Raw genomic sequence first — 25,252 nt, 5'->3', positions numbered from 1 at the left:
GACCAAATTACGAAACCGCAACCCCGCGATAATATTTAACTTTGCCGCGTGACGACTAAACAACGCTACTTTATTGAATTGGCTTATGATGGCACCGCCTATCATGGCTGGCAGGTTCAGCAAAATGCCCACAGCGTTCAGGAAACGCTAAACAAAGCGCTAAGCACCATTCTGCGCCAACCCATCGAAACAACAGGTTGCGGCCGCACGGATACCGGCGTACACGCCAAGGAGTTTTTTGCTCATTTTGATGTGGTTGAAGAGGTTGTCGATAGTCCATTGTCCATAGACCATGGTTATGAGACCGAAAAGAGCCATGGTCTATTGACCATAGACTATGGACTTAAAATCCGCAGCCTCAATTCAATCCTGCCTGCTGATATCGCGATTAAAAACATCATCGCTGTGAGTCCCGATGCGCATGCCCGGTTCGATGCAACGTTGCGGTCGTACCAGTACCACGTCCATTTTAATAAAGACCCGTTTTTAAGGGGATATTCCTGGCAGCTGCGCGATGTGCCGGATATGGAGTTGATGAACAAGGCTGCGGCTATGATGATGGACTATATTGATTTTAGCTGTTTCAGTAAATCAAATACCCAGGTAAAAACCAATAACTGTAAAATAAGCCGTGCCGAATGGGTACAAACAGAACAGGGCATGATATTCCATATTTCGGCCGATAGATTTTTGCGCAACATGGTACGCGCCATAGTAGGTACACTGATGATGGTAGGCCGTAAAGAAATACCGCCCGAAGCCGTAAAGCAAATTATTGAAAGCAAAAACCGCTCAAATGCGGGCATGAGCGTACCGGCCTGCGGGTTGTATTTAACAGAAGTGAAATATTAGCCCCTAAAACCTTGAACGATATCTATGGCCTTGATAAGCGACTACCTGGCAGCAATGGTTTAAAAATCGCTTGCAAATAACCCTTACTCCACTTCCGCGGTAATCTTTTCACCTATTTGCTGCCTCCACATGGCATAATATAGGCCCTTTTGGTTTATCAAATCGAGGTGACGGCCGGATTCAATGATGCGGCCTTTTTCTAATACATAAATACAATCGGCATGCATAATTGTGGATAAACGGTGGGCTATTAATATGGTGATATGATTTTCGTTTTCAGATACGTTACGTATGGTTGCGGTGATCTCCTCTTCGGTGATGGAATCCAGGGACGACGTTGCTTCATCAAATACCAGGATATCCGGCTTGCGTAACAGCGCACGGGCTATCGAGAGGCGCTGTTTCTCGCCGCCCGATACTTTTACGCCGCCCTCGCCAATAACGGTGCTCAGGCCTTTATCGGCCCTTGCAAGCAGGGTTTGGCAGGCGGCACGTTGCAATACGTTCATACACTCCTCGTCTGTTGCATCCGGGCGAACAAACAGCAGGTTCTCGCGGATGGTGCCTGAAAATAGTTGGGTATCCTGGGTTACAAAGCCAATTTTTTCGCGCAGCTGATCAAGATCAATCTCTTTGCTTAAAATGTTGTTGTATAAAACATCACCCTCCAAAGGCTGGTACAAACCAACCAACAGCTTTACCAGTGTTGTTTTACCCGAGCCTGATGGGCCAACAAATGCAATGGTTTCGCCGGTATTGGTTTCAAAACTAATGTGGTTAAGCGCGTTGCGGTTGGCGGTTAAATGTTTAAAAGTAACATTGCTGAAGGTTAGCGTGTTAACTTTCTCTACCATTACCGGTTTTTCGGGCTTTTTATCAATAGGTGTACTTAAAATGCCTTTGAAATTACCTAAGGAAACCTCTGCTTCGCGCCATGACAGGATTACGTTGCCCAACTCCTGTAATGGGTTAAACAAAAAGAAGGAGTAAAACAAAAAGCTAAAATATTGGCCCGGCGATAATGAACCCTTAAATATCAGCATCAATAGCACAACCACCATTACGCTCCGCACAAAATTTACGGTGGTACCCTGTACAAAGCTCATGCTTCGTACGTATTTAACTTTTTTTAGCTCCAGATCAAGGATTTTGTAGGTAGTGCTATTCAGCCTTTCTATTTCCTGTTTGGCCAAACCAAGGCTTTTTACCAATTCAATGTTCCTTAATGATTCGGTGGTGGAACCGGCGAGTGCCGTGGTTTCAGATACTATCTTCTTTTGAATCGTCTTTATCTTGCGACTCATGGCCATGCTCACAAAAGTGATGATGGGTATAGCTGCAAAATATACTAATGTTACCTGGTAATTTACGCTTACCGAATATACAATTACAAACACCATCCCTATAAGAGATACAAATAATATACCAATGAACGAGGTGATAAATTTTTCGCAATCTAACCGGACTTTTTGTAAAATACCGAGGGTTTCGCCGCTGCGCTGATCTTCAAAAACCTGGTAAGGCAGCTCTAACGAATGTTTCAGGCCATCGGCGTACATTGCTGCACCAACCTTTTGGGTAATAATATTGGTAAAATAATCCTGGAAATTTTTTGCTATACGCGATACCATAGCTACGCCAATAGCAGCACCAACCAGCGTTAATACCTGGCGCAGGTACTCATCGTAATGAAGGGTGCCGCGTTTTTCAATAACGCGGTCTACAATTCGTCCTGTTATCCAGGGATCAAGGAGCGAAAAGCCTATATTCATGGCAGCCAGAAACAGCGCCATCACCACTATCCAGCGGTGCTTTTTCAGGTAAGAAATTAGTATATTCATGTTTCGGCGGTAAAAATAAAAAAAGGGAATGGCTAAGTAGCTCATTCCCTTTTAATTTGACATAAGGTTAATATTAAACCGTCATGATATCTTTTTCCTTGGCATCAGAAAGCTGATCTACTTTGATGATATAAGCATCGGTCAACTTTTGAATTTCGGCTTCACCTACTTTTATTTCATCTTCAGACACGCCTTCCGATTTTAATTTTTTGATCTTTTCATTGGCATCTTTACGGATGTTGCGAATAGCGATTTTACCGGTTTCGGCTTCGCCTTTTGCTTTTTTAACCAAATCGCGGCGGCGCTCTTCTGTTAACGGCGGTACGTTAATACGGATGATGATACCATCGTTTTGCGGGTTAACGCCAAGGTTAGCCGCTATAATTGCTTTTTCTATAGGGGCAAGCAACGATTTTTCCCAGGGTTGTACAATAATTGTGCGGGCATCAGGGGTGTTTACGCTACCCACCTGGCTTAAAGGGGTTGCAGTACCGTAATAATCAACCGTAACATCATCCAGCATTGATGGGCTTGCTTTACCGGCACGTATTTTATTTAATTCGTTATCGGCATGCTCAATGGCCCTTTCCATGGATGCCTTTGCATCAGTAACTTGTTTTTTAATGAGTTCGCTCATCGGTTTAAATTTTTCACAAAAATAATAAAATCTACCATTTAACAGCAGGCCATCTGTTTTATCATTTGGTGCCCGCCATGGTTTGCCAACTAACGTAATTTTTGCAAGTATGTTTTTAGCTATAAATGTTAAATAACTTTTTTTAACATTTATAATGCCCATTTGTATTTATCTTAGTGTAAACCTATTACAGCTATGAAAAAAATACTGTTAATTATCATTTTGGCCACATGTGTAAGTCAGTTAAAAGCGCAGATATCCCTTAACCCGTTTTTTAGCAATAAAATTACCTGGAGTCCCACTTTAAAGCCAAAAACAGCTACTAACTTTTTTGCAACAAAACCTGTATCACCGCAGTTAAAAGGTCTTTTATCGGGCAGCGCACTGCAAATGCCTGATGCCCAACCTATGCGCTATTTGATGCCGGTTGTTAAAGTATCAAGTACCGATAGGATGCCCGTAATAAAAACCGATGAGCCAGGTATGCATTATACCATGCTGATAAAAGGATATGGATCCCCAATGTTGGATAGTTTGGCAAAATCAATGCCGTAATATTGTTGTAAAAGGTTTTTATGAGGTAAAAAACAACGTTACGCGGGTTGCAAAATTTACGAAATGCCAGGGATTAACGTTATCCGGGGTTGTCCAATTTTTCTGGCATCCTTGAGGCACGAAGGACCTATCAACTGTGCATCACCGATAGAAAAGTTCGCGAATAGATCCTTCGTACCTCAGGATGACGGTCTTTTATTTTATATATCATTCCCCTTCAGAATTTCGCAAATTTTACCACTCAGGATGGCAGGCCTTCGCGCCTTGAAATTAAAGTATGCAAGGTTCTCCAGGTATAAAATTACCTCGGCTGTTCTTCAGCCATCAACACACCCTTGTTAGCTTCGTCCACAACAGCCGCTCCCCGTTTTTTAACCACTTCATTAAAACTTTTCTCGTAATCAGGGTGGTTAGTGCCCATCAGCCTGTCCCAGATGTTAAAATACAGCCCGTAGTTGCACTTAACCAGGCGGTGATGCATGTTATGATGGGTTGATGTATTGTGCCATTTAAATAGTTTATGGCTGGCAAAACTTTTCGGAAAAAGCTCGAAACCCAGGTGACCGGTTACATTGAGCAATAAGGAATATAAGGAGAACAAAGTTAACGCTGTACCATGGTAAGGGATGGTGAATGCTATCAGGGGCACAATGCCTACTTCGATAACAGCCTCCAGCGGGTGGAAAGCATACGCCGCAAATGGGGTTGGGTTGGTAGATAGGTGATGTGTTTTATGTACCGCCTTAAACAAAGGTTTCCAGTGCATCGCAAGGTGTGTCCAGTAAAAATAGGTATCATGCATCAATATCATCAGCACGATACTGAAGATGTAATATCCCCATCCTTTATCGCTGATATTGGGATAAATGCGGGTTAAACCAGCCTTACTGGCGTAAATAACACTCATGATAACCAGGCCGAAAATAATGATGGTGATAAAGGAGTTCACAATCTCGCGGATTACTTGCTTATTTTCGGGATATCGCTGTTGTATTTTGGCGCGCCAGATGGTTTTATTCTTCCACACATAAAATACCAGGTAAAATGAGCCTGCAAATAACAGGTACCGCACAGCCAGCCGAAGTAAAACGTTGGATATGGCGATCAAATCATCTATGCTGAAGCTTTTAAACATCTCTCATTAAACGTTTAAAAATGACAATTTATATAGCTTAAAAATCCTTATTCAGCAGTTTTTCCAGCTCTGCGAAGCTGATATTCATTTTAACGCGGCCCTGCTTGGCATAAGAGATCTCACCGGTTTCTTCGGATATAATGATGGCAGTAGCTTCGTTGGCTTCGGTTACACCAATACCGGCACGGTGTCGCAGGCCAAATTGCGCGGGCAGGTCTGTTTTTTCAGTCAGTGGTAAAATACAGCTGGCCGATTTAATTTTATTTTCAGCGATTACTACAGCCCCGTCATGCAGCGGGCTCGTTTTTTGAAAAATACTTTCCAGCAGGCGTTTGGAGATCCGGGCTTCTACAACCTCGCAACTATTTTGGTAAAACTGCTCATCATAATATTTGGCAAATACAATGAGGGCGCCTGTGCGGGTCTGCTTCATGCTTTTGCAGGCATCAATAATAGGCTTAATACGGGCGTAGTTGTTTTTCTCCACTTCCTTTTTGCCAAAAAAATACTGCCACCAGGCCTTATTGCGTTGCAAGGAAGCATTTTTGCCCACCAATAGTAAAAATTTCCTGATCTCCTGCTGAAATACGATGATTACGATAATAATACCCACATCCACTACCTTTTTCAGGATGCCCGCCAGCAAAGGCATTTTTGTTTCGGGCACAATGAAATACAACAGATATATAAATGCAAGCCCAATAAAAATGTTTGCTGCTATGGTTCCCCGAAGGAGGTTATAAAGCTGGTAAATAATGGTTGCCAGCAACAGGATATCCAGTATGGCAAACGGCGTAATTTTAAGGCTGCTTAAAAAGGATTGCATTTACGAAGTTAACAAGTTTCGGCAAGTTAAAAAGTGCTGTTGGTATAGCAGCCAGGTATTATTAAATTTTTTGTTTTTTGGGACTGAAAACTTGAGCCTTTTAACTATTTGCATTTAATTACCTGGTATATACGGCCCGCCCGGCACACCCCATCCCCAGGCTGGCATCGGCGTGTTGGCAGCCTCGGTTGCTTCGCTTTCTTTTGAGTTGATAACCGCAATGCGCGTACCCCACTCCAGGTAAGCCAAAAATGCCGATCGGAATTCGGGATCGTCCGGCAGTTGTAATTCGTCGGCAGTTTCCAGCAGTAGTTCCATCCAGCGTTTGCGGTGCGCCTCGGTCAGGTATTTTTGCAGGTGCTTGCTTATCATGATAAAATGGCTGCCCTCCTCCTCGCTGTAAGTTTTAGGGCCGCCCAAAACTTCGGCAACAAAATGGGCCACATGCATACGGTGTTGAGCCGACATGTGTTTAAATACAGGCTCCAGTAATTCGTCGGCCAAAACCTTGTCATAAAACTTATCAAACAGAGTTACAAAAGCCTGCATACCGCCGGCCCATTCAAAAAGCGAAGGGATTTTATTAGCTGCCATATTATTTAAGCCGTTATATTCAAAAATAAAGATAGCAGTGTATAATTTAATATGTGGAATTAAATCAGGAATCTTTACTTATTCCGCTCGGTAGTAAAGCGCACCAATTGCTCCAAGGCGGTATGCGAATCGCTTGGCGGGAAAGTATTCAGTATTTCAAAAGCCTCGTCCTGGTATTTTTTCATTTGAGTTTCGGCATATTGCAAACCGCCGGTCTCGTTCACAAATTTTATGATCTGGGCAATCTTGGCAGGGTCGTCGTTATGGTTTTTAACAAGGTTAATGATCCGTTTCTTTTCAGACGGCGTAGTATTGGCCAGCGAATAAATAAGGGGTAATGTAACTTTTTTCTCCTTGATATCGATACCCAGGGGTTTACCCACATCATCGGTACCAAAATCGAACATATCATCCTTAATCTGGAAGGCAATGCCTATTTTCTCGCCAAAAAGGCGCATTTTTTCAACCACCTCATCACTCGCGCCGGCAGATGACGCCCCACAGGCACAACAGGAAGCGATAAGTGAAGCTGTTTTCTGACGGATAACTTCGTAATAAACCGGCTCGCCAATGTCCATGCGTCGTACTTTTTCTATCTGCATCAACTCGCCCTCGCTCATTTGCTTAACGGCATCTGATACGATACGCAGCAATTGAAAATCATTATTTTCAATAGAAAGCAACAGGCCTTTAGATAGGAGGTAATCGCCTACTAAAACAGCTATTTTATTTTTCCATAAAGCGTTGATAGAGAAAAATCCCCGGCGCTGGTAAGAGTTATCAACCACATCATCATGCACCAGCGAAGCGGTGTGCAGCAACTCGACCAATGCTGCGCCCCTGTGTGTAGATTCGTTGATGCCGCCACATATTTTGGCAGCAAAAAAAACGAACATCGGTCTTATCTGCTTGCCTTTACGTTTAACAATATAATGGGTAATGCGATCCAGTAACGGCACCGAGCTTTGCATAGAAGACTTGAACTTCTCTTCGAACGCATCAATATCGGCAGCGATAGGTCTCTTAATCTCGTTGATGCTCAGCATTTAAACTAAACAAGCTTTTATGGTGTAAAACTGCCTTGTGACAATATGAGGCAAACATAAGCTAAAATTATTTATCTGCATTAATGCAGAATATTTTTTACTCAAATTAAACCATCCGATCAATAAACAGTCAATACCAGTGATTGCCATATTTATAAGTTGAGTTAAAGTTTTGTGTGTGCGGGTTGCCTTTAAAAAGGTGCCCGCTTTTTTATTAGCGGCAAATGCAATAATATTTTACCTTTGCAATCCATTTAGCAATACGGAGAGGTGTCTGAGTGGTCGAAAGAGCACGCCTGGAAAGTGTGTATACTTCAAAAGGGTATCGAGGGTTCGAATCCCTCCCTCTCCGCTGATTTTGATATCAAATTATTTAAAAGCCTGCAAATCATATAATTGCAGGCTTTTGTTTTTATAGCAATACTCAAAATATCCACCGGATCGCATATAAACAGTGCGTAATAAGGTGACTAAATTTTGCGATACTTAAACTCACCGAATTAGTATTATTTTTTTGACAATCAAGATGTTAAATATTCAAACATCTTGATTATGATTAGCTGCAAGCTTAGTTTTGTTTCACTTTTTAATGTTATTTAACATGAAAACTAATTTCAGCTTGCTCTTCTATTTGAAGAAACCAAAAAACTACACAGGCGGCCACGTGCCGATCTATCTTCGTATTACCGTTGCCGGTAAACGGTCTGAAACTACCACAGCACGAAGCTGCGATCCTTCGCAATGGAATAGCAAAACAGGACGGTTAAAAGGAACTAAGGAAGCTTCCAGAACCTTTAACGCTTATCTTGACCAGTTACAAGCTATGGTGTATGAAGCCCATCAAAGCCTCACAGAACAAAAAACAATCATTACAGCCGAACGGCTAAAAAATAAACTCACCGGTAAAGCGGAATCCGTTAGGATGATCCTTGATATATTTAAGGATCACAATAGGCAGGTGGCAGCTTTGGTCGGCGCCGATTTCGCAAAAGGGACCTTAGAGCGTTATCAAACCTCTTTGAAGCATACCTCCGAATTTATCAAATGGAAATATAATACCGCTGATATAGACATCAGGGACATTGATCATGATTTTATTACAAGCTATGACTTCTACCTTCGCTCTATAAGAAGATGCGCAAATAATTCAGCTGTTAAATACCTTAAAAACTTTAAAAAGATCGTGCGTATCTGTATTGCAAGCGGTTGGTTAAACAGTGATCCTTTTGTCAATTACAAAGCGAAAGTAAAAGTAATAGACAGGGTGTTTTTGAATAATGAAGAGTTGCAGCGGATGGCCGTTAAACAATTTGTAACCGAACGTTTAGGACAAATCAGGGACATTTTTCTTTTCAGCTGCTATACTGGTCTATCTTACGCTGATGTATATAAACTTAAAGCCTTTGAGATCGTGACTGGCCCTGACGGTGAAAAGTGGATCATCACCAAACGGCAGAAAACAGCTACACCCACACGTATTCCCCTTTTACCATCCGCAATTGCCATCCTGAATAAATATAGTGATTCGCCCATTTGCGAAAATTCAGGTAAAGTGCTCCCTGTTTCCACCAACCAAAAGATGAACGCTTACTTAAAAGAAATCGCCGACATCTGCGCCATTCCTAAAAAGTTAACCTTCCATATTGCACGGCACACCTTTGCTACAACAGTGACACTTTCTAATGGCGTACCTATCGAAAGCGTAAGTAAGATGCTGGGACACACTAACATTAAAGCGACCCAACATTATGCAAAGATCCTTGATCTTAAAGTCGGCCAGGATATGTCTAAGCTAAGGCAACTTTATTAAAAGCCCCCGACCCAATAACCATGAAGGCTCAAGCGGCTTCATGGTTATTCATTATATTCTTAACCAACACAAGAGGGAAAAACGAGATCAATCGTGTTCCCTTGGCCGATAGCTTTTACAGAATTAAACACTTAATGAAAATGAGCAATCAAAACAATGACATAATCGATTCGCTGGAGGAAGTTACCGCCAGGGCAACCGAACACAGCAAAACGTCTAATGACCGCATAGCCAACACGGAGAAGAACATTAATAACTATCCAAAAGTTTATTTGCCGGATTATGCTTCCCAACTTGAACAGATCGGCGTGAAACTGGATAAGCTGGTTAACCGTCAACCGGATAACAAATTAGAACTTGCTATAGACCGTTTGGAGAAAAAACTTGATAAAGTGCTTAAATCCGCTCCGAGACAAATAACACTGAAAATGCTACTTGTTTATTTCGGCTTGGTTATCACAGCCGCAATTTCTTTCGGATTTGCATTGGCTTTAAAAATACAGATCAATGCGTTGGTAGAGTTACTACAAGAACAACCAGGCAACATAAGTAAACCAATGCCTGTCCAATCTCAATCCAATAATATGAGGTTTCCCCATGGGGCAATTCAGCACAAAAAACCGCGTCAGCATCACGCTATTGTTAAACAATAATTTGTAAAATCATGTATAAAACACTAAATTTGAAGGAGTTCGTCAGTCAGGACACATTTAATATTGTTTACGACGAACAACAAAAAGCAACCGCTGTTCTTATTCCTGTGAGCCACTGGCACCCAGCAAAGGCGGCGGAACTACAAATTCTAATGGAGCAACTAACTTACATACCAGTTTTTGAATGTTCTTTAAAAGAGCTGGAAGAACGGTTGCGCCCTGAAATCCAAAACGTAGAAGCCGAAAACACTCATTTGGGTCTTTATAACCTTTACGAACATGCTGGTAATCAAGAGTATAACAATTACGTTATACGTGAATATGCCGATCATCGAGAGTTGGTTAAAGTAAATACCACCACAGGTGACAGCCAGATCGTCAGCAGGAGATTTTAATGGAACAGCCGGAACTATTTGTTTTTGCCGGGCCAAATGGCGCCGGTAAAAGCACGCTGTCATCCTCTATGGTACCACCTGGTACTTCTATTTTTGATGGCGATAAAGAATTTATACTGCTTAAAAAGCAATTTCCAGGTTTAGACAGCGGTAATTTATATGACGGAGTTAACGGGCATGTATTTTCCAACTGGAAAGAAACCATGCAAGCCAAAAATGCAACCTGTGCTTTCGAGACTAACTTTCGAACAGAAGATATCATGAAATCAGTCAATGAATTTAAGCTTAAGGGCTACAGTACCAGATTATTTTTCTTTGGCCTGGATGAAATTGCTATGTCTTTTGAGCGTGTACGTTTAAGAGTAGCTAAAGGAGGACACGATGTATCGGCAGATAATATCAAAGCGAATTATGAGCAGTCTTTAGTTAACATGCAAAAATATTACCGTGCTTTTGACCAGGTTATCTTGATGAAAGCCGCATTTAAGGAAAAGGGACAAAATATTTCAGTATATCTGAAATATGCGGACGGCAAACTTGTCGAACAGGCCCTTAATTTACCGCAATGGGTTGACCGTATCGCTCAAGAAATGGGAACATCCATGGAGAAAACGCAAGAGCAACAACGTATAATAAAACCCGAACAGGATCAGAATTTTGGGCGTTCATTGGGTAGCGGTGGTATCAAGCGGTAATTTGCAAGGTTAAATAGGAAACCGGAATATGCGCGATGTACTCCATATTCAACCACACACACAGTCATTGCACCGCTTAAACAACCGGAGCTTAAAGCAGGAAAACGGTCAAGGGCGGGGCAAGCCTATAAAAAAACAAAACAACCCTGCCCCGTTTATATACCCTTTACCGTTTTCCTGCGTGAGCTAATTTTGTGACCGTGGTGCTGTGACTAACCGATAACCCGCAGGCGGGAAAGGCAGGTGTGTATAAGGAACGAATACACTCCTGCGCGTGGGGCGGCGAGGCTGGCGGCGTAATGGAACCCGGAGCGAAGCGCGTGGTGTAGTGAAGCCGCCTGCCGCAGCCGCTTGGCCGCTTTCCTCTGTAAAAAAAATATCTATTTGTTATAGCATCAGCGCCCTTGTTCAACGCGACACTTGTTGGCTCTGATATTTTTTCTTTCGTTTTTTCTTTTTCTCCATCTCGCTTTCCGGGACAATATTAGCACCTCCGGTATACAGAGGTTCCAGCATCACTTCCAGGAAGCTTCCCGCTGTCTTACCGGCTGCCGATAGCATCCCGGCCGTTGAGGTAAACAAACCATCCGCAACGCCCATGGCCAATTCATTAGCCACCGACCTGCTTTCATAATTACGCGAAGCGCCTTCGGCCAACATGCCAATCTGCTCCCGTTGCGATAGCTCGCCGTTCTTCTGCACATTGGCGTATGCCATCATATCTTTAAGCTGCCTGTCAAATCCAAATAAGCTATCAAAAAGAGATTCTCCGCTTTGTTTGAATGCTACCCGGTCAAACTGTCCCATCTTTTTAGAATGCTCGGCATTCTTTCCTCTTGAAGTATTCATCGGACTAAGCTTGATCTTATTGGTTATATCCTTACGGCTGACAATGACCTGCACATGCATCTGCTCACCCTCTTTACGTTCTCCCCGCTGTTTCAAACCTTGTTTTACTTCCGGATCGTTATAGCTGTAGTAACGGTAGTTTTCCAGCTTGGCAAACCATAACAGGTCTTCGTTACTGTTCACGCCATCCCGGTTAAAGTTTTTTGCATAGGCACCCTGATCGCAAAGCCTTTCATTTGTTCTTTAGCACCCTCCTCACCATACTGTTTTTTTAGAAACCTGATCTCTTTCTGGCTTGGGTTGATATTGACCAGGAAAGACTTAGCATCGTCTTTGCCCATCTTGGCAACATTATTATCGATACTGCGCATGACCTGATAAGGCTGTATCCTGATCTGCTGACCATTGAACCAGTATTCTGGTTCCTGCTTATGATCAATCCGGTTTTTTTTTCCAGGTAATTTACCAGCCCCGCGCTGCTTCCTTTGTTCGCCGCTTCTTTGCTGTCCGTAATATTGATAAACATAATGCCCCCTTACCCCCTAAAGGGGGAATTAAATACTTGATTAGAGTAAATTGACCTGTGATCTGGTAACAACGATTAGCTCATCTTTTTCCCTGCCAGATGTCATCATCCCGAAAGCCTCCCTGGATTTAATATAACCATCAAGGATGAACAGGAACTGTTTTTTCAGGTGTTCCTTGCTTTTTTGGTTTTTCGAGATGGTTTCCATCACTGCATTTATTCCGGTTAACTTTTGCGCCAGGGCATGCTGGTTATTTAACAAGTCCGTATTCGCCTTGATGATCTTGGCCTGTGATACCGATACCCTGTCCATTTCCGTTTTGATCGGGATGAGCAACATGTTCTCCTGGTTTCGGATAAAACCGATATACTGCTGATGATTTTTCATCAAGGCATTTTTTAATAATTCATCATTCAGGTCCAGCGGGTCTTTCTTGCTTTTATAAAAGTAATCAACCATCTGGATAAAGACCTGCCGCTTTGTCCTGCCCAGTTTAAGGGCGATCTTTTCAAACTTCTGATCTACCGTAACCGGGTATCTCACAGATCTCACATTGATATCTTCCATACTGATCTTTTCAAACTGACCAAATAGCTGTCTATGCAGCTATGCCTTTATTCCTATATACAGGATACCGCCGAGTATCCTGTTTTCTTTTATTTCACCGGTGGAAACGCCCTAAAGTATCCCCGGAGGATACGTAAAACCCCCGTAGCGAAGCGTAGGGCAAGCAAAGTAGGGCTCTGCCCAACTTCCGCTTGCTCACTTCGCTTTCTTCCTGATTTGCGAAGCAAATCATTACCGGTGCAGCCCTTGGCTGCACCGGGTTTTATATATCTTGATATCTGTCCATCTCTATATCGCAATAACCAGTTATACCGATATACAATTATCGGGCTACACTTCCCAACCGGCAGGCCAGTAAACCTGGCTGCCGAGTTTGGGGTGGTATGACGGCTCATAGCGGATGTAACCATATTCGTCGAGTTCCTTGATACAATTGTGATACGTTGCAATAGATGCGACCTTGAAAAACGCCATAAGCGTTTTTCGGGTCACATTAAACGGACTTACAAAACCATTTCGCTGCCAGCAGACAAACAAACCCGTAAACAAACTAAGATGGGTTGGCAGCAGCCGTTTATTCTTTTCCATGCGCTTAACGAGGCTGGTATAACCAGCTAATTCTTTAACAATCTCCTTCTGCAACTTCATTTGCCTTCACCCTCCAGGATCTTGTTAATATCTTCCAGTTTGTAGTACATGATACTGCCTACTTTGGTAAATCGCAGTGTACCATTAATTCGAAGGTTTTGAAGTGTGCCGGGCGAGATGCCCAATAGCTTCCGCACTTCGAGGCTCTTCAGCCATTTCTTAGATCGCCCGTGTCCCGGCTGCATCAGTTGTTTGATCTCCTTCAATAACTCCCCTTTAAACTCCCTTAAATCCTCCTTAGTGATCAATTCAATTGCTGTCATAGTTGATATTTTTTTCGTGAATAATTCTTGCCCAAATTTGGGCAAGCCCTATTTTATTAATTGGGGACTTTAATAGGGTGCCCCCAAATGTTTCTTTATTCCATCTTGTTTAGTTTCGCACCGTGATAACCTCCTTATCTTTTTTAAACCCGTTCAGCGGAACAATAAAATGCCAGCCTGAATACAATGGTTCAAAAGTGAGGGCTAAGACAGCAAAATGAATGACCATTGGAGGCGTTTGGTCACGAATGAAGCGTGGCGTTACTTCTTCCTGGGCTTTGGCTAATCCAATTTGGCCGTATTATCACAAAACGGCGCTAAGAGAGGCAACCCTTAACGCGGCCAGCAGGAATACGCAACTCCCGGATGACCGATTTCATCCGGGAGTTGCGTATTCGCTCAGCGAAAACACGGTAGTTATAAACTATAGGCATAGCCGTTCGAAGTCGGAGACATTCGAACAGCGGAACTCTACGGGCAGTTGGGAGCCATGATGCACGAAATAAATGCCTAAAAAACCAACAAATTCCAATAAAAATCGAGTAAATTTTGACAGTTATCTGTAAAAAAGGGCTCAAAAAGTTACAGCTTTTAATAAAGACTTCCATCAGGCCGTAATTGCCTGTCCTTTTTACCACTTCTGACATCATACGCTTTTGGGTCTTATAATTTGAGCCCGGATATATTCGTGGTAAGGGCTCCAATTTTTGAATTTTGCCTTTTGAATTAACAGAGCCTCGCATTGAACTTTGCCGCTCTGGCCTGCCCGCGCTGTGGGCTTTTCACTGCAATCCTTAACGCGAGCTACAGCTATACAAAAACACCCGGATGAAATTAACATCCGGGTGTTGCATATTTATTTAGCGAAAATACAGTAGTTATAAACTACAAGCATAGCCGTTCGAAGTCAGAGACATTCGAACAGCGGAGGACTACGGGCAGCAAGGGTCTATTAAAGTTACTGATATATTTTGCCCCTTGATTCGCATTACTTGCTATATTCTATTTGCTTTAGATGTTCTATTGCCATACTGGCATTTGGCTTTCCCTTTGATTGCTGCATAAATATTTCAACGACTTGGTTTAAAGTATCAAAATCTCCTTTTGATTTTAAGAGTGTGGTTAGATATTTAAACCTCCCTATTTCCGTAGTGCCTGCATAGCTCTCATTCATCCAACTCTTTATTAAGCCTTCATCAGACAAGCGTTTATTTATTTCTGGCACTATGATACTTTGAACAGCTTTCATTACATTAGAAGTAATGCCACCCAAGTTGTCTGATGTGCTGACATTCCACCAATAATCAGGGCTACCTGGCATAAAAAAACCAACCCTTGCTCCCCAATGACACTGTTCAACTTCCGGTTTTGCTGAACTATTATGGCCATATTGTAATTGGCCCAAAACATCGGAATAGATGCCAAAATTGATTGTAAATTTGACTACATCTTTCGCGCTTTCCCTGCTTTTTTGAAAGTTTACGACCCCATAATTCTTACCCGCTTCTAGGTAAAAGCTATTCCCTTTTTTACTAAACCCCATTGGTTTCAATATGGGGGTTAACTCTTTAATAAGTTCTTTAAATATGTCCATTTTATTTTACCAAGTTGGTGGTTTTCTAACTAACTGTACGTTATAGCCATTTGCGCCAAGCCAAGCATCTTTTAATCTTTGCAACGGAAGGTAACGAGAACCACCTACTTTAGTTTCTATACCCCCCAAATTAACCCCATTGTGCCAAACGTCTAAATCTATAAAACGCTTACCAAATGGTGTCCATTTATAAGCTTCTGGAGTTACTACACGCCCTTCTGCTCTCAATGCTGCTGCTAATTCATCTCTAAAAGCGTCGCCTGCAATTTTGTTTACTTGTATGCCACTTACTACTAATTCCGCTTCTCCTGCCCTAACACCCGTAGCTGCCAAACCTTTTAATCCTCCCGATACGAACCCACCGACAAAATCAATTGGATCGATTATAGGAGACTCAACAGCCCCTATATCCGGTTTTTTGTGACGCATGTACTCTTGTCGAGCCACCTCGGTCATTACGTGATTTACCAGTTGGTTCATAGCCGAGCCTTCACCATAATGTTTAATAAATGTTACTCCAGCGCTTCCATCTTGATTTTCAGATTCTTTTCCAAAATAATATTGACCATCATTTATGCCTCCGCTATGATCTTGGAAAGTACTACCTCTTAATCCGAACAATGAAGCTGCCCAAGATTGCCACCAATGATCATATCCACCTGTCGGATCAATTCCGATGACCGGGTTATTCCCCATCCCCTCATACGGCGAGGCATACTGCCCAGCAGGATCAGTTGAAAGCCACCTGCCAATCTTCCCATCATACATTCGCAAATCAAAATTATTAAGCCCAGTAACGGGATCTTGCTCTGCATAAGCACCTTGGTAGCCATACCGGTAACCAACGCTGTTGCGGGCAATGCTACCAAATGGGTAATAATCATTATACTGCACTACGTCTGCCTGCCCACCTACCTTATTACGGTTAATAACAACTTTAACGCTACCAACGTTGTCCCGAAGTTCGTAATAATAAATGTTGCCTGCAACATAGTAAGTACCCAATCTGTCGCTGCCATAAACCGGCACTTCACTCATAACCGGCGCACTTGCACCTGTGTAAATAGCCATAACGTTCCCGGATGCATCGTAAACGTAGTAAGTAGTACCGTTTTGGTTTACTGTTTTTATGCGGTTGCCGCTTTCGTCGTAACTATAAGTAACCATTGCATTAGCTGCGGTCATAGCAGCGTCGCTGTACACGCCGGTTATCTTTCCTGTAACATCGTATTTTAAATAACTGGTTGCGTTACCCTGTGTTTGGCTTTTTAGCTGCCCAAGCTCATCGTAAGTATATGAAGCATAGGTTAACGAACCTGCTGTATTAGCCACACTCGTTAACTTATTGGTGCCAGCCTGGTAGGTGTACTTACTAAAGTCGTCTCTCAAAGTGCCATCGCCTTTAGTGCGTTGCAGCCCGTTGATATTCCCATTGGGATCATAAGTAATACCGCTTTCTTTAAACATATTACCAGGGGTAAAAGCCGGGGTTGTAAAGTTTGGCGTTCCCCAGGTTGCACCGGTAAGCTGATACTTAGCATCGTACCCATAGGCATACATGGTAGGATCGGGTAATATGCCCGACGGCTTATTGCTTTGCCAACTGATACCATTTACATTGCCATTGTAGTAGGTTTGCTGCCCGGTGGGGATACTGGTAACATTACTCCCTGTGCGAGTGTAATCTCCCGGGAAATACTCCAGCTGCATCCCAAAGGCGTCTTTGGCAAAATAATTGCCAATGCCATCTTTCATAGGGTCATTGGCTGCATTGCCTGTAGGGCTATTGATTGCTTTAAGCATCCCATCGGCAGTATACACATAATCTATGCCCTGTAGCTGATCGCCCAATTCCGTCCGCTTAAGCGGGCCGTGCAGGTAATAGTAGTAATGGGCCTGCTGTAATTTGGTTGTCCCCCCATTTATGCTTGTTTGTACGTTAATCAGCCTGCCATCGGCATCATAGCTGTAATAATGCATAAATCTTTCGGCAGCCGTTCCACGCTGATAATCAACAACCGTTCCATTGCCCTGGTCATTATAGGTATAGTCAATCGTTTTATATCCTGTTAACCCTGCTATTTGTTTTACCATCCAAACAACGCGGCCATGATCATCATAATTGTACCAGGTGGTGCTGTTGGCATTGGTAGTATAGCTTACCGCCCCTTTTAAAAATCCAGGATCCTGAATATATCCTGACAAGCTAAGATTAGCAGCCGGCAGGTCATAATAGGTATTTACCTGGTTCAATTTTACCCCCCCTGTTAAGCCGTCACTCGCCCCGGTATTATCCAGTAAGGTAGTATTAGATTTTGTACTGGCAAATGTTAACGACGCACCATTGGGTACTGTATATTCACCGGATTCGATAGGCCTGCCAAAACTGTCATAGTTGGTGTAAGAGAATTTTTCCTGATTACCAGTTCCTGCATTTGCAGCTACACGCTGAAGAGCATTTTGCGAAAAACGGATTTTACCATCTGTCCGGTATACAAATTCAGATCGGCCGCCATCGGGAGAAGTGGAAGCTGTCAATCTGCCCTGTAAATCATATTCATACAAAGTAACAAATGGCAATGCACTGGCAGATGCGTAATTGTTTAAATTATTAGGAGGTACTAACGCCTGTACGCCATTAGGTGCTATACTTGCAATCAATTGCCCTAACTGATTGTAATAATTATAGCTGATATCTGAATATTTGTTGGTATAAGTAATGCTGGCATCGCCGTTAGTATCTATTGCCTTATAATAGCCAGCCGGCAAGGTGCTGCCGCTGGTAAAATTGGAGAGCTGTGTTTCGCTACTCATATCATATAAGGCTACATTACCGGTAACACTAACTGCCGATGGCACGGCGAGCTTGAAGTATGCCATCGAAGTCCCATTAGGTTCGATAGCATCTACCGGTGCTTGATCGTATATAACCCCATAATTATTTGAAGCAGTTACATAAAAAGGATAGGCCGAAGTAATAACAAAGCTATATGAACCCGTAAAGCCGGGTGTCGGCGCTATGTAATCATTCCCATTTCCTTGCCAGGTTGCTACCCCTCCATTGGTACAAGTTACTGTTACCTGGTAAGCAGAATTGAGACTGAATTTTTGAACAGAGGCACGCATCATAGCTATTATAGCCGGGTCGTTAGTGTTGCCCTGTATTGCGGCTGGTCCATCAACAGTAATGCTAAATGTATATTGCGGCAATACATTGTTCATATTTGCCGTATTGGTAATGCTGAGCCAGCCATTCGGGTCGGCCCTGCCTGTCATCAGATTTTGTTTACCCGACAGATCGGTCACCGATAAAACACTTGTCCCATTTTGATCTGTTGAAACAGACTGTACAGCTTCAGCAGCCATGTTTGCCGGGCCCTCTCCAACCACAGCAGCAGGAAAAAACTGGTTACGGATAGCCAGGTAATTATTTAACTCATTTTGAACAGGAAAGCTATTACTGCTTGCTTCATGGCCCATGCCCATTTTTAGCTGATCACCTACGCCTGCCGAGCGTTTTGTTGCACCCGTACCATCATGATAAAAATCGCCGCGGCTGTATGGATAACCTGTTGTTGCCACCATAGGCTCCAAGCTATTATTGTTACTGTAATACCAGCCAAGGCTGCCTTGCGTGGTATTATCAACAGCGTCCGGCGAATTCAGCTTTGCATAAGGATTGGTAGTACTGGTTGGGTCGCCATCAAAATTGAGGTAATTATATGCTACCCCGTTTTTAGTTACAAAACTACTATTATAGGCAAATGCCGAATTATTAATTGGGGCAGGTAACGTTGCTACAACGGCCCTGCCCTGCAAATCGTAAATGGTTTGGCTGGCTAAAACATGACCTGTAGTTTCATTTTTGGTTTGTGATTGCGTGAGCTTGCCATTATTATCAAAGAATGCCTTTGACGAACCAATCTCGTTACCGTTCTCATCATAATTACGGGTAAGTATCCAGTTTTTATCATAATCATTTGCCGGGTTTGATGGTGCCGCCGGTACCGCCTGCACATTATTTATGGATATATAAACGGTACTACCACTGCTTAATGTTGTTCCCGGCTGCAAAGCAACCGATACCCCACTTACAATATTAACCGTAGCACCGCTGCCAACGGTGTAGCTTGTTTGCGGCGAAATGGGCAAAACGATTGCGGATTGGCTTTTTATGTCCTGTGCAAATGCACTAAGTACCATAAGCCAGATCACACATGCCCAGGAGGTTAGGTTTTTAAACATATTATTTGTGATTAATAGCTATGTATTTCAAATTAATTTACATTTCCGTTTCTTGCGTAATGATACCTCTGGGAGCTAATTAAAGGGATCGTTGCTTTTCCCAGTACTTCCCTGTAGGTTCTTACCAGCCTTCCAACAGCATCATATTGAAAACGTACAAAAAGGTTGTTGTTGTTCAGGATATAAGTAAGCTCGCCTGTCTGGTTGTCATAAACATAAGCTGTTGCCGAGGCCGCTGTTGGCTGAAAACGGAAATCATCAAAATAAAGCGTATTTAACGATCCATTCTTACAACCAACTACCAGGCTCCCGGTGTTACCAGCCAGCGCAGCAGCCGGTACAGTAATTTCGAGCAGATATCTGCCAGCTGCCGATTTTGCTAATGACTGTGCCGGTGTTACCACAGTGCCACCGTTTACCTGGTAATACAAGCTTGCCTGGCTAACGCTGCCAGCCGGAGGCGGCTTAACCCAAACAGCAACACTGTAATTACCGGCAGCATTAATTTTTGTTATTGGTACGGTATAAGTAAAACCGTTTGTATTAACAGGAACCATCAGGGAATTGACGCCGGTATGCGATTTGGTGGAATCGTTAACAACCGTACCCCCACCCGGCGAAATGTTATTACTGAAATTGCCATTAGTTAATACAGCATCCTCCGCTCCGGCATAGGCTATTTCATTATACCTGGCTGCGCCTCCTGTAAATAACACCTTACTGCTATTATAACCCATACGTGTAGCCGCATAATTGTTATTAATATCTGTAGCCTCTAAAGCTGCAGAGTAAACGTTATACTGAGTAATCTGGCTGGTCTTTTTCCACGAAGCATCGGTACCGGAAAAATAATCAACAAAAGCACTATAAGGGGTCATATTATTAGCAGACGTGCCCGATTTGAGCCAGCTGTAAATGGACTCCATTCGCCATATCCCCGACTGCCCGGTAGTAGTAACATTTCCATCAGGATCTAACACAGGTACTGTATTTGACCAGGTTTGTACGGAAGCGCTGATTACACCAATTGGATTATTGTTAGCATCAACACTAAAAGTATATTTTGAGGCTTGTTGGCTAAGCATTTGCTTATGTTGAACCGCATTAGGAATATCATCATGCGTTTTTAATCCCAATGCCGGATAAACGGAGCCGTTGCCGACCATGTAAGCAGGTGTAACCTGGCTAATAAACCGGTTACCATAGGAGTCCTTTGTTAATGTTTTTGTAACCGCCCCGGTATAAAAATCATAAGCAAGGTTGGTTTCATCCATACGGGTACCGTTTTTATAATCAATTTGAGTAGTACCGGTCTGAAAGGTTGGAAAGGTTTCCTTGTTGCTCATCATTAAAAAACTCGACCCTTCGTACACAGTAGTGTGATAACTATAATCGGTTTTTATATTATTTACAATAAAGCGGGAATTTCCGTATCTTTCCTTAATTACACCCATATTATTATAAGTGACGCCGTTATAACCCGAAAGGCGTGGTTCGTAATTGTTAATCTGATTTATAAAAGGTGTATTATCTAAATCGTCATATAAATAGTGGTTGATTTTTTCTGTGAGTTTATTATTTAAATTATCGTAAGTAATAATCCTTTTCAAATTACCTACCCTGCTTGTATAATCTTTAATCGTCCGGTCTTTTTTAGCCTGCCCTGTTATCGTGGTCGTTATTGAACTTATTGCGGGTCCGCTGCCGCTGGCTGGCTGAATTCCGTTTAAGTCATTATAATCATAAATACCTATCATCTCTGGTTTAAAAACCTCGTACTGGTAAACAGTTTTGCCGCCAACGGGTATCGATCCATTTGCAAGAACACTTGAATCGCCTACAGTAACATATTCATACATTACACCGGGCGAAGGTAATTCTCGGGAAATGGATAATAGTTTATTGGCAAGTTTATACAATTCCCGCCTATAGGGCTTTTGCACATCGCCATAAGTATTGCCTAAAGCGCTTTGAACGGCAGCAGTATTATCAGGTTCAAACCCGTATGGCTCATAAGCCGTAACTCCGGATGAACTTTGCTGCCCTGACGGGAACCCAGGAATACTATAATCATAGGCTGTTTTACTGATATTCCCGTTTAAATCATCCACCACTAAACTCTTCACCCGAATTCCTCCTCCCGCTATTAAATTACTTCCATTTGCAATAATATTGCCTGTATAGAAGACCTCCGATCCTCTATAAAGATCATTATCCATTTCGGCTGAAACTTTGAGTGTTATAGTATTTGATGTAACCGCGGTTACTATGGGTGGCGTTGATTGCGAATCGGTATTTACCGTTTCAACATCATTGTTAACATAGCTAAGAAACATATATATCAAACTTGCCTTATCACCAATTTTATAAATACTTCTTAAATCAGGACTATTAGGATCGACCGTGAAGGTATAATTGCGGTTACCGTTATTAATTATATTATTTTGGCCACCTAAGAGAACTAAAGACCTGTTTTTAGTTAGGGCTGATTTCCCATAATCCGCTCCCTCATAGTTGATACCAATACTGCTGCCCAGAGTGGAAACTATTTTTCTCATTGACCAGACATCTGTATTCAAATTGGATACCTGACTTGTCATCCGCGATATATTTTCGTTGGATGGATTCGCCTTATAATCCGATTTATAACAGCCCCAAATATCAGAGGCGTCCGCGTTGTACGGTGGATTTTTGGTCTTTCTGCCAGTCTGAACGGTGTTTATGCTACTTGTTCCGGGAGAATTATTTAAAAAGAAGACGTTAAAATTAGTTTGATCGGTTGTTGATATTAAGGTACAATAATAGGTTGTTGAGTTAATTACAAAAGTGATAATGTCCCCAGTCTTAAATTTTCCTGGGGTTGTTACACGGATTCCGCCCAGCTGATTAATTCCCGGTTGGTTTACCGGTGCATTGGTTATCGTAATATTATCGTTATTTGCTGGGGCGGACGCATCAACGTCATATTGAAACTGCGTTGGCGGCGTCATTGACACACCGCCTTTTCCCTGAAAATCAACTGATAGTAAGGTTAATTTCCCCAATAAAGTAGGAGACGTACTTCCGTTAATAGACGGATGCGCAATATAGGTATTTAACCCACCTGGATCATAACTATTAGGGCATCCTTGTGATAGGGAATAATCGTAATTAAAGGCGATTTTACGCAGGCATTTACTTGCTAAATTGGCCGTGATATCAAATTTGTCAATAACGTTTAGACCATTGTGAACGGTGTCAATCCAAGCAGTGTCATCATTCCCGGCGTTAAATGCATGAAGATAATTCGTGCTATTTTGGCGTATAGAATTTATATTAGTAGCGAGTTGGTCATTTTGAAATAAATAAATATTATTCAGTCTTAAGCTCGCTCTTGGATAATGATAAACATCATTAACTGAGCTAACATTATAAGCGGTTGGCTTATATCCTACTATACGGCTATTGGGTACAGCAAATGCGTTCGTTGTTAGATTAAAGGTCCCTTTTGCATCTGCACGGATTTCTTTTTCAAATAGAGCGGTATGACTACGGGTCTCAATGGCATCTAAGTAGTAAATCTCTTTCTGTCCTATCGAATAGCTTTGGTATTGATTGTCAATATCTCTTATGAAACCCTCTGATGGATTACTCCAGTCATAACCGTTTGTCCACATTCCATAATCAAATTTTACAAAATATCCCCAATCGTGCTGAATATCAATCTTACCGGTTAATGTACCTCTTGGTACGTAATCAGGGCCGGTAATAGCTGTTAAATACCATGTATAAGCATATTGGATAGGTTTACTTAATTCATTTCCGGTGTAATGACCCGTAGCATCAATTTTTTCGGTATGAACAAACTCCTGAGACTCATAAGCAGGTAAAGCATAGTGATAAGTTACGCCACTCGCATTAGTAATCATAAAACCGCCTATTTGTTTCCCTAATTTCTTTATATCCGTGTAGGAGGAATTTTGAGGACTTGTAGGACGATTAAACCCAGCAGCATCGCAATCAATAAAACCCCTTAAGTGTGCTTTGGAGGTTGGACTTGGGTCCGCAATTTCATCATTGGTAAAGTATTCTATATGATTTGTACCTTCTAAGCGATTAGTCGATTGATCATAACCATAATCTCCATCGTTATTGCCATACTTCGTATTGTTACCAAAATTATATCTCTGATCTGTACTCCACGACCTTCCCGACTGATATGAATTTGAAAGATCATTAACAAATCTGAATTGCCATTTCTTTCCAACAGAGGTTGGGGTATAATCTGAGGGCAAACTTTCGCCATAAATATCCTTTGAATGATCGGTATTATTGATCCTGTTTTGATGAAACAGAACGGTGGCAAAAGCATATGGCCGCATATTGCCCCCCAACCCCTGGGCAGTAACAGTGTAATTATCAAAACTTGGATAGGTTCCGCCGAGTTGCGCGCGCGGGTCTGGATTATCTACAATCGATATATTGGGATCCGGTAACGAATAATTATCGTCATCGGTTGTATTTAAATCATCTGTTGAATTAATAGCCGAGTGGTTATTTAAAACACCATTTGCAGTAAAGTTGCTAAAGGTGTTTGACCAATATCTGACATTTTTATACCCTAAACTAATCGACACCCCAGCGTAGATTGGTATAAAAGTAGAAGATTCATCAGTTGAAGTACTTCTCTCTCCTTTTTGGCTGTCATTTGCCGAGCTTGCTGCCATCGCTCCTACAGAAAAAGACGGTTTAATATTTGATGTGCGTATTGACGCACCCAATAAAGATGAAGATACAGATGGAGACTCAGGAGTTTTAGAGGCACTTATTCCCCCGCTTATGCTGGCGTCTACTGAATGAAAATTAGTTTGTACACCGATACTTAAACTTCCGTTTAAACCACCATTGACGTTCGTTCCGGGTGAATAATTAACATTGGCGCCAACATATCCACCTCCATAGGGCGATACACCAACCTGCACGCCCAAGCCGAAAGGAGAACCGCTTCCAAGGCTAACACCAACACCAAGACTTGCACCAAACCCAAAACCCCGATAGGTATCTTGTGAGAAAGATAAGCCAAAGCTCACAGACGCGGGAGACCCGCCTAAGCCTAAAGTTATGCCATAGGAATTTGTTGATTGTACCCCTCCATCCCAATAATTGGAAGCGCATCCAATTGCACTGCTCCAATCATCCGGATAGCCATTCACATTTCTTGCAATCGCTCCAGGATTTAAACTCCAGCCCAAACCTACCCATGAAGCTTCTTCGTTGGGTTGTATACCCGCATGGTAAGATAAAGCTAAAGGATAGCCGCCCTCGGGACCAGGCACTTCCAGCAGCGGCATACCGTAGGTAAAAGTTCCCGTTAAGGGGTTTACCATATCCGTAGTATCTATCGGCTCAAAATTGGTTGCCTCCGGTGCGGTTGGCCCGGCAGTTAACGCATAGGCTATACTGGGTGTCAGAAACTGGTTAACAAGCGTAAACAGCATGAAAAGCGCAATTGCCTTTTTCATGCGCATTGGTTTTCTTTTT

General features: G+C 42.4%; 18 protein-coding genes, 1 tRNA gene and 1 pseudogene. 7 read left to right on the top strand and 13 right to left on the bottom strand.

The window, feature by feature from the left end:
* Nucleotides 1–48 precede the first annotated feature (48 nt).
* Nucleotides 49–852, top strand: a complete 804-nt coding sequence (gene truA / locus ACFGVS_RS10970; protein WP_274212421.1) for a tRNA pseudouridine(38-40) synthase TruA — start codon at nucleotides 49–51, stop codon at nucleotides 850–852.
* Nucleotides 853–935: 83 nt separating this feature from the next.
* On the opposite strand, the gene ACFGVS_RS10965 is transcribed toward truA, so the two are convergent.
* Nucleotides 936–2,693 carry an ABC transporter ATP-binding protein gene (locus ACFGVS_RS10965; RefSeq protein WP_439698645.1) on the bottom strand — a complete coding sequence of 586 codons (1,758 nt, stop codon included), beginning with the start codon at nucleotides 2,691–2,693 and terminating at the stop codon, nucleotides 936–938.
* A 73-nt stretch (nucleotides 2,694–2,766) separates the two neighbouring features.
* The gene (gene frr, locus ACFGVS_RS10960) at nucleotides 2,767–3,330 is read right to left on the bottom strand and encodes a ribosome recycling factor (protein WP_439699244.1); all 564 of its coding nucleotides are present in this window, start codon (nucleotides 3,328–3,330) and stop codon (nucleotides 2,767–2,769) included.
* 195 nt (nucleotides 3,331–3,525) lie between these two features.
* Between frr and ACFGVS_RS10955 the strand changes: the two genes are divergently transcribed.
* A complete protein-coding gene (locus tag ACFGVS_RS10955; RefSeq protein WP_439698644.1) occupies nucleotides 3,526–3,885 on the top strand; it encodes a hypothetical protein in 360 nt (119 codons plus the stop codon).
* A 301-nt stretch (nucleotides 3,886–4,186) separates the two neighbouring features.
* Here the strand turns inward: ACFGVS_RS10955 and ACFGVS_RS10950 are convergent, their stop codons facing one another.
* From ACFGVS_RS10950 to ACFGVS_RS10935, 4 genes are all read right to left on the bottom strand, one after another.
* Entirely contained in the window at nucleotides 4,187–5,020 is an 834-nt protein-coding gene (locus ACFGVS_RS10950; protein WP_439698643.1) for a sterol desaturase family protein, read from the bottom strand.
* Between the two features lie 37 nt (nucleotides 5,021–5,057).
* Nucleotides 5,058–5,846 (bottom strand): diadenylate cyclase CdaA, encoded by a 789-nt coding sequence (gene cdaA / locus ACFGVS_RS10945; protein ID WP_090648530.1) that lies wholly within the window; start codon nucleotides 5,844–5,846, stop codon nucleotides 5,058–5,060.
* A 114-nt stretch (nucleotides 5,847–5,960) separates the two neighbouring features.
* A complete protein-coding gene (locus ACFGVS_RS10940) occupies nucleotides 5,961–6,440 on the bottom strand; it encodes a group II truncated hemoglobin (protein ID WP_439698642.1) in 480 nt (159 codons plus the stop codon).
* A 74-nt stretch (nucleotides 6,441–6,514) separates the two neighbouring features.
* Nucleotides 6,515–7,486, bottom strand: coding sequence for a polyprenyl synthetase family protein (locus ACFGVS_RS10935; RefSeq protein ID WP_090648540.1), 972 nt, complete (start codon nucleotides 7,484–7,486; stop codon nucleotides 6,515–6,517).
* Between the two features lie 264 nt (nucleotides 7,487–7,750).
* Between ACFGVS_RS10935 and ACFGVS_RS10930 the strand changes: the two genes are divergently transcribed.
* The 5 genes from ACFGVS_RS10930 to ACFGVS_RS10910 all read left to right on the top strand — a co-directional run bounded on the left by ACFGVS_RS10930 (nucleotide 7,751) and on the right by ACFGVS_RS10910 (nucleotide 11,039).
* Nucleotides 7,751–7,838: transfer RNA gene (locus ACFGVS_RS10930), tRNA-Ser, on the top strand.
* A gap of 249 nt (nucleotides 7,839–8,087) precedes the next feature.
* Nucleotides 8,088–9,296 (top strand): phage integrase SAM-like domain-containing protein, encoded by a 1,209-nt coding sequence (locus ACFGVS_RS10925; protein WP_439698641.1) that lies wholly within the window; start codon nucleotides 8,088–8,090, stop codon nucleotides 9,294–9,296.
* 20 nt (nucleotides 9,297–9,316) lie between these two features.
* The gene (locus tag ACFGVS_RS10920; protein ID WP_439698640.1) at nucleotides 9,317–9,949 is read left to right on the top strand and encodes a hypothetical protein; all 633 of its coding nucleotides are present in this window, start codon (nucleotides 9,317–9,319) and stop codon (nucleotides 9,947–9,949) included.
* A gap of 11 nt (nucleotides 9,950–9,960) precedes the next feature.
* Nucleotides 9,961–10,344 carry a hypothetical protein gene (locus tag ACFGVS_RS10915; protein ID WP_439698639.1) on the top strand — a complete coding sequence of 128 codons (384 nt, stop codon included), beginning with the start codon at nucleotides 9,961–9,963 and terminating at the stop codon, nucleotides 10,342–10,344.
* On the top strand, nucleotides 10,344–11,039 hold the full coding sequence (locus ACFGVS_RS10910; RefSeq protein ID WP_439698638.1) for a hypothetical protein: 696 nt from the start codon (nucleotides 10,344–10,346) through the stop codon (nucleotides 11,037–11,039). Before ACFGVS_RS10915 ends, ACFGVS_RS10910 begins: the two co-directional genes overlap by 1 nt.
* A gap of 408 nt (nucleotides 11,040–11,447) precedes the next feature.
* Here ACFGVS_RS10910 and ACFGVS_RS10905 read toward each other — a convergent pair.
* From ACFGVS_RS10905 to ACFGVS_RS10875, 7 genes and pseudogenes are all read right to left on the bottom strand, one after another.
* Nucleotides 11,448–12,277: pseudogene (locus tag ACFGVS_RS10905) on the bottom strand (DUF5712 family protein).
* Between the two features lie 177 nt (nucleotides 12,278–12,454).
* A complete protein-coding gene (locus ACFGVS_RS10900) occupies nucleotides 12,455–12,982 on the bottom strand; it encodes a BfmA/BtgA family mobilization protein (RefSeq protein ID WP_439698637.1) in 528 nt (175 codons plus the stop codon).
* Nucleotides 12,983–13,312: 330 nt separating this feature from the next.
* Nucleotides 13,313–13,630 carry a hypothetical protein gene (locus tag ACFGVS_RS10895; RefSeq protein ID WP_439698636.1) on the bottom strand — a complete coding sequence of 106 codons (318 nt, stop codon included), beginning with the start codon at nucleotides 13,628–13,630 and terminating at the stop codon, nucleotides 13,313–13,315.
* Nucleotides 13,627–13,893: a helix-turn-helix domain-containing protein gene (locus ACFGVS_RS10890; RefSeq protein WP_439698635.1), complete on the bottom strand. Its 267-nt coding sequence runs from the start codon at nucleotides 13,891–13,893 to the stop codon at nucleotides 13,627–13,629. The genes ACFGVS_RS10895 and ACFGVS_RS10890 overlap by 4 nt, the downstream gene beginning before the upstream one ends.
* A 988-nt stretch (nucleotides 13,894–14,881) precedes the next feature.
* Nucleotides 14,882–15,487 carry a DUF4304 domain-containing protein gene (locus ACFGVS_RS10885; protein WP_439698634.1) on the bottom strand — a complete coding sequence of 202 codons (606 nt, stop codon included), beginning with the start codon at nucleotides 15,485–15,487 and terminating at the stop codon, nucleotides 14,882–14,884.
* A gap of 6 nt (nucleotides 15,488–15,493) precedes the next feature.
* Nucleotides 15,494–19,732, bottom strand: a complete 4,239-nt coding sequence (locus ACFGVS_RS10880; RefSeq protein WP_439698633.1) for an RHS repeat domain-containing protein — start codon at nucleotides 19,730–19,732, stop codon at nucleotides 15,494–15,496.
* Nucleotides 19,733–19,764: 32 nt separating this feature from the next.
* On the bottom strand, nucleotides 19,765–25,233 hold the full coding sequence (locus tag ACFGVS_RS10875; RefSeq protein ID WP_439698632.1) for a hypothetical protein: 5,469 nt from the start codon (nucleotides 25,231–25,233) through the stop codon (nucleotides 19,765–19,767).
* Between the last annotated feature and the right edge of the window lie 19 nt (nucleotides 25,234–25,252).

It is taken from the genome of Mucilaginibacter sediminis (assembly GCF_051903035.1).
Classification (GTDB): domain Bacteria; phylum Bacteroidota; class Bacteroidia; order Sphingobacteriales; family Sphingobacteriaceae; genus Mucilaginibacter.
This window is presented reverse-complemented; position numbering and strand designations above follow the sequence as displayed.

Coding starts and splice junctions, on each gene's coding strand:
- ACFGVS_RS10940 (WP_439698642.1), bottom strand. CDS start 6,440: ATGGCAGCTAATAAAATCCCTTCGCTTTTTGAATGGGCCGGCGGTATG.
- ACFGVS_RS10885 (WP_439698634.1), bottom strand. CDS start 15,487: ATGGACATATTTAAAGAACTTATTAAAGAGTTAACCCCCATATTGAAA.
- ACFGVS_RS10955 (WP_439698644.1), top strand. CDS start 3,526: ATGAAAAAAATACTGTTAATTATCATTTTGGCCACATGTGTAAGTCAG.
- ACFGVS_RS10950 (WP_439698643.1), bottom strand. CDS start 5,020: ATGTTTAAAAGCTTCAGCATAGATGATTTGATCGCCATATCCAACGTT.
- ACFGVS_RS10875 (WP_439698632.1), bottom strand. CDS start 25,233: ATGAAAAAGGCAATTGCGCTTTTCATGCTGTTTACGCTTGTTAACCAG.
- ACFGVS_RS10965 (WP_439698645.1), bottom strand. CDS start 2,693: ATGAATATACTAATTTCTTACCTGAAAAAGCACCGCTGGATAGTGGTG.
- cdaA (WP_090648530.1), bottom strand. CDS start 5,846: ATGCAATCCTTTTTAAGCAGCCTTAAAATTACGCCGTTTGCCATACTG.
- ACFGVS_RS10895 (WP_439698636.1), bottom strand. CDS start 13,630: ATGAAGTTGCAGAAGGAGATTGTTAAAGAATTAGCTGGTTATACCAGC.
- ACFGVS_RS10935 (WP_090648540.1), bottom strand. CDS start 7,486: ATGCTGAGCATCAACGAGATTAAGAGACCTATCGCTGCCGATATTGAT.
- frr (WP_439699244.1), bottom strand. CDS start 3,330: ATGAGCGAACTCATTAAAAAACAAGTTACTGATGCAAAGGCATCCATG.
- ACFGVS_RS10925 (WP_439698641.1), top strand. CDS start 8,088: ATGAAAACTAATTTCAGCTTGCTCTTCTATTTGAAGAAACCAAAAAAC.
- ACFGVS_RS10915 (WP_439698639.1), top strand. CDS start 9,961: ATGTATAAAACACTAAATTTGAAGGAGTTCGTCAGTCAGGACACATTT.
- ACFGVS_RS10900 (WP_439698637.1), bottom strand. CDS start 12,982: ATGGAAGATATCAATGTGAGATCTGTGAGATACCCGGTTACGGTAGAT.
- ACFGVS_RS10910 (WP_439698638.1), top strand. CDS start 10,344: ATGGAACAGCCGGAACTATTTGTTTTTGCCGGGCCAAATGGCGCCGGT.
- ACFGVS_RS10890 (WP_439698635.1), bottom strand. CDS start 13,893: ATGACAGCAATTGAATTGATCACTAAGGAGGATTTAAGGGAGTTTAAA.
- ACFGVS_RS10920 (WP_439698640.1), top strand. CDS start 9,317: ATGAAGGCTCAAGCGGCTTCATGGTTATTCATTATATTCTTAACCAAC.
- ACFGVS_RS10880 (WP_439698633.1), bottom strand. CDS start 19,732: ATGTTTAAAAACCTAACCTCCTGGGCATGTGTGATCTGGCTTATGGTA.